Source organism: Phenylobacterium sp., assembly GCF_030654915.1.
Classification (GTDB): domain Bacteria; phylum Pseudomonadota; class Alphaproteobacteria; order Caulobacterales; family Caulobacteraceae; genus Phenylobacterium.
Genome location: NZ_JAURWM010000322.1, coordinates 1 through 11,632 on the forward strand (window position 1 = coordinate 1; position 11,632 = coordinate 11,632).

The following is an 11,632-nucleotide window of genomic DNA, read 5'->3' on the forward strand; positions in this document are numbered from 1 at the left end:
TGTCGTACATGCTGTTCAAGAAGGGCCTGGGACGGTCGCAGTTCCTGGAGAGCGGGGCCTTCCTGCGCTCGCGGCCCGACCTCGACCGGCCTGACCTGCAGATCCACACGGTGCTGGCGGTGATGCAGAACCACGGCAACACGGTGGTGGAGAAGGACGGCTTCACATTCCACGTCTGCCAGCTTCGCCCCGAGAGCCGTGGCCGGGTGGGCCTGAGCTCGGCCGATCCGTTCGCCGATCCGGCGATCTTCGCCAACTATCTGGCGACCGACGAGGACCGGCGCGCCATGCGCGAGGGGGTTAGGATGATGCGCCATGTCGCCTCGCAGGCCGCGCTTGATCCCTATCGCAGCCAGGAACTGTTCCCCGGCAAGGACGTCGAGACCGACGAGCAGATCGACGCCTGGATCCGCAAGCACGCCGAGACGATCTATCACCCGGTCGGCACCTGCAAGATGGGCGCGGCCTCCGACGAAATGGCGGTGGTCGACGGCGAACTGAAGGTGCGTGGCATCGAGGGCCTGCGGGTTATCGACGCCTCGGTCATGCCGACCCTGGTGGGCGGCAACACCAATGCGCCGACCATCATGATCGCAGAGAAGGCCGCCGATATGCTGTTGGGCCGCGCTGCCTTGCCGGCTGAGGACGTGCCTGTATTTGAAGATGGCCAAAAGGCCGCCTAGAGCGTCACGGAAAACCAGGAGAGAGCGATGGAACTGCGCAGGCTTGGAAAGTCGGAGCTGAAGATCGCGCCCCTGGTGCTGGGCGGAAACGTGTTCGGATGGACGGCGGACGAGAAGACCTCGTTCGCCATCCTCGACGCCTTTGTCGATGGCGGCTTCAACGCCATCGACACCGCCGACGTCTATGCAGCCTGGACGCCGGCCGGGGCGGGGGCCTCGGAAACGGTGCTCGGCGCCTGGTTCAAGCAGTCGGGCAAGCGCGACAAGGTGGTGCTGGCCACCAAGCTCGGCATGGAGGTGGGCGAGGGCAAGAAGGGCCTGTCGGCCGCCTATATGGTTGAGGCCGTCGAGGCCTCGCTCACACGCCTGCAAACCGACCGCATCGACCTCTACCAATCACACCGCGACGACCCCGACACCCCGCTGGAGGAAACAGCCGAGGCGTTCGACCGGCTGGTCAAGGCCGGCAAGGTGCGGGTGATCGGCTCGTCGAACTTCAGCGCTGAGCGGCTGAAGGCGGCGCTGGAGGTCAGCGAGGCGGGTGGCTACGCCCGCTACAACAGCGAACAGCCACTCTACAATCTCTATGCCCGCGAGGGGTTCGAAGGCGCGCTGCAGCAGACCTGCATCGACAATGAGGTGGGGGTGATCCCGTTCTCGAGTCTCGCTTCGGGATTCCTGACCGGGAAGTACCGCACGGAGGCCGATCTCTCGAAAAGCCCGCGTGGCCGGGGCGTGAAGCGGATGATGGACGAACGGGGAATGCGGATCCTCGCCGCCCTCGATCAAGTGTCGGGGGCCAAGAGCGCGAGCCAGGCGCAGGTCGCCCTGGCCTGGGTGATGGCCCAGCCTGGCCTCACCGGGCCAATCGCCTCGGCGACTAGCCTTGAGCAACTCGACGAACTGATGGGCTCTGCGCGGATGAAGCTCGACGCCGAGGACTTGGCGTTGCTGGACAAGGCCTCGGCCCCCTAGGTTGAAAAAACGACCGTTCGTGCTATATCAGCGTCATGAAAAAAGGCGCCGCCACGCGTGAAGCCATCGTCGACCGGGCCCTGGACCAGGCTGTCGCGGTCGGGTTGGAAGGGCTGTCGCTGGGGCCGCTGGCCGAGAGCCTCGAGCTTTCGAAAAGCGGCCTGTTCGCGCACTTTAAGTCAAAAGAGGCGTTGCAACTCGCGGTCTTGAACGAGGCGATCGCCCGTTTCCAGGCTCGCGTCGTCGAGCCGAGCCTGGCCTTGCCGCGCGGTCGGCCGCGAATGGAAGCGATCATCGGTCGTTGGCTGGGCTGGATCGACGGTGAGACCGAGGCCGGCGGGTGCCTCTTCGCGGTCTCCAGCCAGGAATATGACGACCGGCCGGGCGCATTGCGTGATCGTCTGGTCGCCTCGCAAAACGATTGGCATGACACCCTGGCGCGGGTGGCTGGCGATATGCCGAAGGCCGGCAAGGCGCCGCCGGACTATTGCCGCCAGATGGTGTTTGAACTGGTGGGGGTCAGCCTAGCCTACCAACAGCACGTCAAGCTGTTCCGGTCTCCGAACGCTCGTGCGCGAGCCGAAGAGGCGGTGGCGCGGATCCTCGACGACGCCGAGGAGGCGCTCTAGGCGACCCGGCGGCCGTCGAGGGTGGCCAGTTTCAGGCGATGGGTTTCTTCGTTCGCGGGGCCAACGCCCTGAACGGAACGCACTGCGAGTTGGCGGATCGGCATGTCTCGCAGCTTGGTCACCAGCGACAGCGGCTGATAGAGGCCAAGGAACCGCTCGGGCGAACCCGGCGCGCCGGCGATCGGGGCGAACAGCACTTCCAGCATCAGGGACGCCCCATCGGTGCGGCCTTCCATTTCGACGACCATCGGCTCGGGTCGGCGACGGGCCGTTTCCAACGCGGTGTGCAGGTTGAAGCGGTCGCGCTCTCCGACCAGATCGAGCATGTTCTGGCCGCGCAGGTCGCGCTTGTGCAGGTCGGCGACCAAGCCACCCGCCAGGCGGATCGGATAGAACCCGGACGAGACGCGGCCGAGCATGAAGGTCTGGGTCATCAGGGTGGGGAAGTCGGCCGGATTGATCGCCGAGCGCACAGGCAGGCCGCCGAAGCCGCCTTGGCTGCGCCAGTAGTCGATCATTCTCTGAGTGTTCGAATGAACCATTTCGACACCTCCTGATGCGGCCGGGCGTGGCCGCCAGGGATGCGTAACAAGATCGGCGCCAGCGCCGCGCCGTATCAGATCGAGACGGCGCCGCTTGTTAGAACGCTCAGTGCGGCAAGCCCTGGAAGAACTGGAACCCGCAGGCCAGCGGGCGGGGCGGCGTGATGTGAAGACCGTCCGAGGTTTCGACAAAGGCGATGCCCGCGACATCGAGCGTAGCCCTGACCTTGGTCAAGGAGTTCACGCGCACGCGCACCGCGACTTGCGGGGTGCAAAGACCGAAGGCGGCCTTGAACTTGGCGTCGTCCCAATAGCGGAAGCCGGAGATGTCGAGATGGCATGCGGCCTGGCTAGACATAGGGCCGGGCTCAGCCGAGCCGAAGATCAGGCCAGCGATTTCCTCGGCGGAGTTAGGATGGTCGAACCAGTCGGCCAAGGTGTCATGGCAAGGATAGTGGTGTTGGATGATGGCTAGGCCGAGAGGGCTGATGCGCTCGCGGATATCGAACAGGGCGAAGGTCTCGGGCGGCAGGCCAAGGTCACTCTTCCAGCGGCGCTCAAGCCGATAGGCCGGGTGGGTGCGAAAGCCTGAGAGGCAACTCGCCGCGGCGCCGAGGTCATCGGTCAGGAACAGTCCAGCCCTTGGCCCGACGGGAGCGTCGGCCGGCGCCTGTGGGTTGTGCAGCAGGTCCAGCCAGCCCTTGCGCAGGAACACCCCGTGGCTGGTCCAACTGGCGTCCGGCGATTCTGGCGAGGTGTAATCGCCACGCGGAGACACGACGAAGCCCAGTGCGCGGAACGCCCGGGTGAGGGCCTCGAGATCCCCGGTGGGAAACGGTAGGTGGTCGAGCGGCAGCATGCGGATGACCCCTCCAGCAACCTTATCGTGCATCTTCGGCTAAGCGGGAGAATTCACAACCTTGGTCTTCGGCCCGCCCAGCCGGGGCGTGGCCACGGCCCTTGCTGGCGTGGTTTGGGATCAACGTAGAGTTTAGGTGCGTATCGGCTTCGTTGTGGCGGTGTTGATGGCCTGCGGCCACATATCATCCGCGAGGGATACTGTATGGCGCCGCTTGTATTAGAGTCTTGGGTTATCGAAAATTTTGGCGGGCTTGATCCGGGCCTCGTGAATGCTGTAGCTATGAAGACGCTGTAGCTTGAGAAGTTACGGGGTGTCGTATGTACATTCGTGTCATCGACGATTTTCGCGAGTTCGCCGCCGTGCGCGGCGACTGGGACGCTGTCTATGCGGCGGATCCCGAGGCGCAGTTCTTCCTCTCCTGGCAATGGCTTTCCGATTGGCTGACCTGCCATAAGACCGTTTGGTTCGTGCTGGCCGCCAAGCGCCACGAGAGCGACGCTGAGTACGCCGCCTTCTTGCCCATGCGGATGCGGACGAAGTTCGACGAGAAGCTGGGCTTCTTCAATCAACTCCATTTCGCCGGCGATGGCTTCTCGGACTACACGGGGATCCTGACGCAGCCCGAGTTCGAAGCCGAAGTCGTTCCGGCGTTCGCCGAGTATCTGAAGCGCAGGCTGAGCTGGGCTCGCTTCACCATGGACAATCTGCTGATGTCCGAGCAGAGGCGCCGGCTGTTCCTGGGGCCGTTCGATAAGGTCCGCTTCAACCAGACCGACATCGACTATTTCGACAAGCGCCACGGCGTGGACAATAGCCTGTGTCTCTCCATCGATCTGCCGGGCGATTGGGATAGCTACCTGGAGACCTTGAGCGCCAATAATCGGCAGAAAATTCGCCGACTGCTTCGCAAGGTCGAAGCCTCCGACGACTACCGCATCACCCTGGCCACGCCTGAGACCTTCGAGCGGGACCTGCGAATGTTGCTCCATTTTTGGCGGATCAAGTGGGAGCCCCGCAAAGGTGAGCGCACGGAATCGATCCTCGGGCGCAATTTCGTGATGCTGATGCGTTGCGCGCGGAACGGGACGCTGATGCTTCCTGTGTTCTGGCACGCAGACCGGCCCGTCGCGGCGCTGGCGATCCTGGTGGATCCCGCCAAGAAGGCGCTGCTGTTCTTTATTACCGGCCGAGACGAGACCTACGGCGAGATGCCGGCCGGCTACCTGCTGCAAGCCTTCACCATCCGGCATGCAATCACGCACGGTTTCACCACCTACGACTTCCTGAAGGGCGATGAGCCTTACAAATACCTGTTCGCGCCCAATGCGCGCCGGTTGAGGGCGCTCAGCGTGGCGACCAAGACTGGGCGTAACCTGGGCGGCGAACTCGATCCGCGGGGCCTGCCGGTCATGCTCGAGTCGGCGTTGGATCTGGAGCGCGAGGGCGAGGTGGCGCGCGCCGAGCGCAGCTATCGCCAAATCCTGGAACTCGCGCCCGACAATGGGCTGGCGCTCTACAGGTTCGGCCGTTTCCTGGCCAAGCGGGGCGATCATGCCGAGGCGAAGACGTGGTTCACCCGGTCGGTCGAGGTCGCCCCACGAGGCGAGAACGCCTGGCTCTGGCTGGCGCGATCTCTGCAGGCGCTTGGGGAGATAGGTCCGGCGCGTGAAGCGTGTCGCGAGGTTCTGAAGCTGCAGCCGGGCAACGAGGCGGCGACCAAGCTGATCCTGGAACTCAACGCCCCGCCAAGGCCGGCCCCGGCTGCGCTGGGGGCTTGGCCGGTCAAGCATCCGCCAAGGGAGGCGATGATCGATCCGAGCCATGTGCTCCAGCAATTGGCCGCCCGCCAGGCGTCGCCGTCTCTCGGGTCGAAGACCAAGCCCTGAGGCGTCGGTGGATGTGACGGGCGCGCCCCGTCACAGTCACATTTTCACGCCCTCACAACTGCCTGCGTGAGGGCGACTGCGACGGGGTCGCTAACACGGGCGATCACCCCCAACTGCCGGTCCAGTCCCGCGACAAAGCCGCGGATTCGCTGGGCGGATAGAGCCATCGGGGCCCAAGCGCGGCCAGACGACGGTTTGTCGCGCGTCGCGGGGTGCGACACTATTTTTTGCTGGCGGGGCGAACCTCGAGCTTCCACATGTTCTCGTCCTTCAGCACGGCCTGGGCGGCGCGCTGGACATCGGCGGCGGTGACCCGTTCGGTGCCCGAAATGATGGCGCGGGTGGCTTCGAGACGGCGCGGATCGGCTTGAGCGCCGGCCAGTTCCGACAGCCAATAGCTGTTGGTTTCCCGGGCCTTCTCGATCTGGTCGACGCGCGGCTTCTTGGCGCGCGCCAGTTCATCGGCGCTGATCTCCTTGGTGCGGAGGTCGGCGGCGATCTTCTTCACGTCGTCGAAGAAGGCTGGCAATTTCTCCGGCGGGATTTCGACGCTGGCCGAGACGTAGCCCCAGTTGGGCCAGACGAAGCTGTGATTGTAGGCGACGTTGGGCGAGTAGGTCGCGCCCTGGCTTTCGCGCAGTTCCTCGATGAGGCGCAGTTCCAGCACCTCGCCCATGACGGCGGTGTCTCTGGCGCGCTGCGGATTGGAGAAGAAGTCGGTGGTCCGCCAGGCGAGATAGCCGATCGACTGGTCGCCGCGACCTTTGTGGGTGAGGACCACTGGCTTGTCGGCGCCCGCGGGGAAGTTGATGTCGCGCTGGCCGGTGGTGGCCGGCTGCGCAGGTCGAGCCGGGAGCGCGCCAAAGGTGCGGGCCACCGCCTGGGTCGCCTTTTCCACCGTGGTGTCGCCGACAATGACGATCTCGATAGGACCTGAGGTCAGGGCGGGTGCGACGATGGACTTGAAGTCATCCAGCTTCGCGTCGGCGATCTGGTCACGGCTGGGGAAGACCCAGCGCTGATCGTTCGGATGGAGGAGGGAGGCCAGATCGCGCGAGACCACGCCGGAATCAGTCGCCTCATATTGGTCGTGAATGGTCTTGCCGGCGCCCTGCAGGCGCTTGAACGGCTCGGGCCGCCAGCCGGGCTCGGCGACATAGGCGGTCAGGACCTGCATCTGGACGTCGAGATCTTCGGGCCGGGTGGAGCCGGAGAACACGAAGGCGTCGTCGGTGATGCCGAACTGCGCGCCATAGACCTTGCTGGCCAGCACGCGCTCCATGTCCTCGGCGTTGATCTGCTTGAGGCCGCCCTCGATGTAGGCGCCCGAGGCCCAGCTCAGGCTCTGCTCGGTCTTGGGCAGGTCCAGCCGGCCGCCGCCGACGTTCACACGCACCAGAACCTCGTCATCCTTGAACCGGGTTGGCTTCACCGTGAGGCGCACGCCGTTTTCGAAGCGGATGAAGGTGGTGTCGAGATCGACAGCGTCCTTGGTTTCGACGACATTTCCGGGCGTCCCGAAGCTCCCGTAGGGCCAGGCCACCTCCACAGAGGCGGTCGGTTCGGACACCGCGACCTTGCGCGAGGCTTCCAGCGCCGACAGCAGCGTGGTCTCGCCGCCATCGATCGCGACCGGCGAGGCCATGAAGAGTAAGGGACCATCGCCTTTGAAAGCGGCTTTCAGCGCCGCCGAAACCTGTTCGGCCTTCAGGTCCTTCACCGTCGCTTCGAAGAGGGCGAGATCCTGGCTCGGATTGGTCACCACCTCGTGCTCACCGAGCGATCCGATGATCTCGCCGGCCAATTGGCTTGGCGTGCGGGTGGCGGCGCCGGCGGCCCGCGCCTTGAGCGTGGCGCGGTACTCGGCGATCTCGCGGTCGAGTTCGTCCTGACGGACGCCAAACTGGACGGCGCGGCGTTGTTCCTGCTCGGCGGCGGAGAGGGCTTCCCGCCAGCGGCCAGGTTCGGCGTTGACGATGACCATGGTCATCTCGGCGGCGTCGTACTCATTGCTCTCGAAGACGCCGGCGCCCAGGAAGGGGGGCTGGGCGCCGCGGGCCAGGGTCTGGAGGCGGCGGTTCATCACCGAGAAGCCGAGCTGCTCGATCAAGTCCTTCTTGCGCTTGGCGGCCGTGTCGGGCGCGGTGTCGGGATTGCGCAGCCATGCGAACTGCATCGACAGCGGCGCGCCCGGCTCAATGACGAGCTTGGCTTCGGTCTTGCGTGGTTGGACCGGTCCAAGGTCGGGATCGGCGCCGGCCGGGCCGACCGGCGTCCAGTCGGAGAACTTGGCCTTGATCTTGGCTTCCATCGCGTTGAGGTCGAAGTCGCCTGTGACAACCAGGACCGCGCGCTCGGGACGGTAATATTGGGTGTAGTAGTCGGCGAGTTGCTTGGCCGGGGCGGTCTGCAGCACCTCGACCTTCCCGATCGGGTAGCGGGTCGGAGGACGCTGGCCCTTCAGGAAGAACTCCAGGCGCTGTTTGTAGATGCGATACGAGGGAGTGTCGCGGGCCCGGTCCTCCGACAGCACCACGCCGCGCTCGCGATCAACGGCGCCTTGGTCGAGGGTCAGGTTGCCGGCGGTTTCACGCATCAGCATCAGGGCCGCATCGACCGTCTCGTCATTGGTGCGGGGCAGGTCGAGCTTGTAGATCGTCTCGTCGAAATTGGTCGAGGCGTTGGTGTCGGCCCCGAAGGCCAGGCCCAGGCGCTCGAGGATCTTGATCATCTCGCCTTCCGGCACGGCCTTGGAACCGTTGAAGGCCATGTGCTCAAGGAAGTGGGCGAGGCCCTGCTGGGCGTCTGTCTCCATCAGCGAGCCGGCGTCGAAGCGCAGGCGGACCGCGGCTTGGCCGGGCGGGACCTGCTGCTTGCGGATCGCATAGCGCATGCCGTTGGGCAGGGCGCCGAAGCGGATGTCCGGATCGGCCGCCACATCCGAGCGCGCCTGGGCCCACTCGCCAACCTTCAGCTGGACCGGAGCGGTTGCCGGAGCCTCCTTCGCCGATCCGAACTTCGGCAGAGGGAAGCTCGATGCGCCCGTTGGAAGGGCCAGGGCGATGACGAGCGCGGAGGCTGCGCCGAACAGACGTGTCATTGAGCGTTACGATATCCGCGATCTTAGTGAGCCCGGCACCATGCGCTGGCCAGCGTGGCCTTCGCAAGGCGCGATAGGGGCGGGGATTGTGGCTCTCTTGAGCAAGCCGCCAGGCCGCGGCCATGACCTGTTGCGGACCGCGGGTGGAAAAGACTAGGTCGGGCGCACGCCAAGGGGGCGGTGAGCCCGAACTTGTGTGTATCTAGTGATGAGGACCTTGCAGCCTCGCCGAGCCTCGGCCAGGCGAGCGAAGCTGGGGTCTCTATATGTGCGTCCGCGGAGAGCCGGTTTTGAACGAAGAGCGCCAGCCTATCTTCAATGCGCCGTGGCCCTCGGTCACAGCCACCCTGGTCATCATCGTCGGCTACTTCTTCCAGACGCTTTTTCCGCAGGACTGGGTGTTTCGGAACTTCGCCTTTTCCTCGGCCGCGCTTGAGGCCGGCCGCTGGACCACCCTGTTCACCGCCATATTCCTGCATGGCAGCTGGGCCCACGCCATGATGAACGCGGGCGGGGCGCTGGCCTTCGGCACGCCGGTGGCGCGTTACTTCGGGGCCAGCGTCAAGGGCGCGCTGATCTTCCTGATCTTCTATCTGGCGTGCGGCGGGCTCGCGAGCCTGGGCTATGGGCTCGCCAATCCGGGGGGAACCGCGTTCATGGTCGGCGCCTCGGGCGCGGTCGCCGGCTTGGTCGGCGCCGCGGCGCGGCTGATGGCCGGGGAGGGCGTTCCCGGCAAATATATGAGCCCGATCGTCGTCAGCATGAGCATCGGCTGGATCGCGGTGAACCTGCTGCTCGCGCTCGCGGGCTTCGCGCCGGGCCTTGGCAATGCGGGTGTCGCCTGGGAAGCGCACATTTTCGGCTACGTGGCGGGCCTGGTCTTGATCGGGCCGTTTGGCTGGGCGATCCGCGCACGGGTCGCCTGACACCTTTGTGAGAACGTTGATTTCCAAGGCATACTGAGCGACGCTGTCTTCCCGGGAATAGGGAGTACGCGCTTATGTTGGTGTCTCAGATCCTTAAGACCAAGGGCGACCTGGTGTTCACGGCCTCGCCCGCCGAGACGGTGGGCGCGATCTGCGCCTTGCTCTACTCCCGCAAGGTGGGCGCGATGGTCGTGATGGACGGCGACCGCGTGGTCGGGATGGTGTCCGAGCGCGACATGGTTCGTGTGTTCGCCGAGGAAGGCGCCGCGGCCCTGACCAAGCCGGTCTCATCTTGCATGACCCACGACGTGGTCTTCGCCGAGCCGACCGAGACGATCGATTCCCTGCTGGGTCGCATGACCGATCGCCGGATCCGGCATCTTCCGGTCTGCCAGAACGAACGCCTGATCGGCATCGTGTCGATCGGCGACCTGGTGAAGTGGAAGATCGACGAGGTCGAAACCGAGGCCCACGGCCTGAAAGCCTATATCGCCGCCGGTTAGGAGAAGACTTCCGCTCCCTTGCCCGTGGCGGCCTCGGCGAGGCTATAGCCCTCAAGTACTTCTGACGTCGCATCGCGGGCGCGCAGCAGGGCCTCGCGCAATGAACAGGTCGCCAGATCCGGGCAGTCGTCGCATTTCCGGAAGGAGAGGCGGCTGACGCAGGGGGCGAGTGCGAGCGGCCCATCTATAATGCGGATCACCTCGGCGAAGCTGATCTGCGCGGGATCGCGGGCGAGAGTATAGCCGCCGAACTTGCCGCGGCGGCTGACCACGACCTTGTTGCGGGCCAGCTCCAGCAGAATGGCTTCGAGAAACTTGCGCGGTGCGTCGGCGCGACTCGCCAATTCACCAGACGTGACCTGGGCGCCCTGCGCCCTGGCGAGTTCGACAAGAGCGCGTAGCGCGTAGCGAGCCTTTTGCGACAACATTCTCTTGGGAGCCTCCTAAGCCTGTCCCTTTAAGGATGGCGCAGGCTTTTCCACAAGCCAGGAGGCTCTTTTGTCGTGATCTCGTCATCTGGGCTTGCGGACTCAAAAGCCTCCGGTTAGAAGCCGCCCTCGCTCGGAAACGGGCCGGACGGAGACAGGGTTGGCGGCGGACAAGCTGTTGATTTTGTTTCGGAAAGGTTTGTGACGGGGTGTGTTGATCGGGCTGTTTTGGTGAGCCTTGGGGCGGTGTCCCTAGCGCAGACCTGGGATGGTTGTTTGGATGGGTTCGGAGGTTTCCGGATTGGTTCGAAAAGCCTCACGGCGCGGTTGACATGAAGGGGGTCGGCGACTAGATACGCCGCTCCTTCGGGGCCGCCTCCGGCGGTTGAGGACTTGGGAAACTTCTTCAAAAGTTTCTTGCTTTTCTCAACTCAGCTGGATAGGTTCCGGACCTTCAACTGACTCGCTACGGACTTTTGAGGGAAGCCCCTCGGCGGCCCAGAGAGAGTTTTGCGCTAAATTCCAGGGTGACTTGGGCGGCGCGAAAAGATCCGAAAGGATCGGTTGACACGAAAGAGACGGCCAACTAGATAGCCGCCTCCGCCGACCACCGGCGCTAAACAGTGGGGTTGGCGAGAGCCGATCGGGATCTTTGACATCGTTGAATTGGAAAGAGAAACGCAGGCGGCGGCGCTCTCGCGGATAGTCTTAACCAGACTGTCTCGACGCTGACCAAATCTGCGGTCTCTTGAAGACAATACCATGTACCGGACGATCTTCGGATCGCGAGGTAAATGGGAACTCGTCAAGAACTATGTAGAACAATGCCAGTTGGTTCCTTCCCGGAACTAGCAACATTGTTGTCAGAGTCATCTCAACCTGAGAGTTTGATCCTGGCTCAGAGCGAACGCTGGCGGCAGGCCTAATACATGCAAGTCGAGCGGTCCCTTCGGGGGCAGCGGCGGACGGGTGAGTAACGCGTGGGAACGTGCCCTTTGGTACGGAACAACTGAGGGAAACTTCAGCTAATACCGTATGTGCCCTTCGGGGGAAAGATTTATCGCCATTGGAGCGGCCCGCGTTGGATTAGGTAGTTGG

The 11,632-nt window shown here is 64.4% G+C and carries 10 protein-coding genes and 1 rRNA gene; 7 read left to right on the top strand and 4 right to left on the bottom strand.

The window, feature by feature from the left end:
* From Q7T84_RS16905 to Q7T84_RS16915, 3 genes are all read left to right on the top strand, one after another.
* On the top strand, positions 1 to 683 hold a 683-nt coding region (locus Q7T84_RS16905; RefSeq protein WP_304811156.1), incomplete at its 5' end, for a GMC oxidoreductase.
* Between the two features lie 27 nt (positions 684 to 710).
* Entirely contained in the window at positions 711 to 1,658 is a 948-nt protein-coding gene (locus Q7T84_RS16910) for an aldo/keto reductase (RefSeq protein WP_304811157.1), read from the top strand.
* A 35-nt stretch (positions 1,659 to 1,693) separates the two neighbouring features.
* Entirely contained in the window at positions 1,694 to 2,287 is a 594-nt protein-coding gene (locus Q7T84_RS16915; protein ID WP_304811159.1) for a TetR/AcrR family transcriptional regulator, read from the top strand.
* Here the strand turns inward: Q7T84_RS16915 and Q7T84_RS16920 are convergent.
* Positions 2,284 to 2,829: a PAS domain-containing protein gene (locus tag Q7T84_RS16920; RefSeq protein WP_304811161.1), complete on the bottom strand. Its 546-nt coding sequence runs from the start codon at positions 2,827 to 2,829 to the stop codon at positions 2,284 to 2,286. The two genes, Q7T84_RS16915 and Q7T84_RS16920, sit on opposite strands and share 4 nt — an antisense overlap.
* A gap of 106 nt (positions 2,830 to 2,935) precedes the next feature.
* Positions 2,936 to 3,688: a hypothetical protein gene (locus Q7T84_RS16925; RefSeq protein ID WP_304811163.1), complete on the bottom strand. Its 753-nt coding sequence runs from the start codon at positions 3,686 to 3,688 to the stop codon at positions 2,936 to 2,938.
* Between the two features lie 320 nt (positions 3,689 to 4,008).
* Between Q7T84_RS16925 and Q7T84_RS16930 the strand changes: the two genes are divergently transcribed.
* A complete protein-coding gene (locus tag Q7T84_RS16930) occupies positions 4,009 to 5,577 on the top strand; it encodes a GNAT family N-acetyltransferase (protein WP_304811165.1) in 1,569 nt (522 codons plus the stop codon).
* Positions 5,578 to 5,797: 220 nt separating this feature from the next.
* Here Q7T84_RS16930 and Q7T84_RS16935 read toward each other — a convergent pair whose 3' ends face one another.
* Complete coding sequence (locus Q7T84_RS16935; protein ID WP_304811167.1) at positions 5,798 to 8,677, bottom strand: pitrilysin family protein; 2,880 nt, start codon at positions 8,675 to 8,677, stop codon at positions 5,798 to 5,800.
* Between the two features lie 290 nt (positions 8,678 to 8,967).
* On the opposite strand from Q7T84_RS16935, the gene Q7T84_RS16940 reads away from it, so the two are divergent.
* Together Q7T84_RS16940 and Q7T84_RS16945 are read left to right on the top strand one after the other, a co-directional pair.
* On the top strand, positions 8,968 to 9,603 hold the full coding sequence (locus Q7T84_RS16940; protein ID WP_304811169.1) for a rhomboid family intramembrane serine protease: 636 nt from the start codon (positions 8,968 to 8,970) through the stop codon (positions 9,601 to 9,603).
* 74 nt (positions 9,604 to 9,677) lie between these two features.
* A complete protein-coding gene (locus Q7T84_RS16945) occupies positions 9,678 to 10,106 on the top strand; it encodes a CBS domain-containing protein (protein ID WP_304811171.1) in 429 nt (142 codons plus the stop codon).
* Here the strand turns inward: Q7T84_RS16945 and Q7T84_RS16950 are convergent.
* Entirely contained in the window at positions 10,103 to 10,534 is a 432-nt protein-coding gene (locus Q7T84_RS16950) for an Rrf2 family transcriptional regulator (protein ID WP_304811173.1), read from the bottom strand. The two genes, Q7T84_RS16945 and Q7T84_RS16950, sit on opposite strands and share 4 nt — an antisense overlap.
* Positions 10,535 to 11,409: 875 nt before the next feature.
* Here Q7T84_RS16950 and Q7T84_RS16955 point away from each other — a divergent pair.
* Positions 11,410 to 11,632, top strand: a 16S ribosomal RNA gene (locus Q7T84_RS16955); the annotation flags it as partial.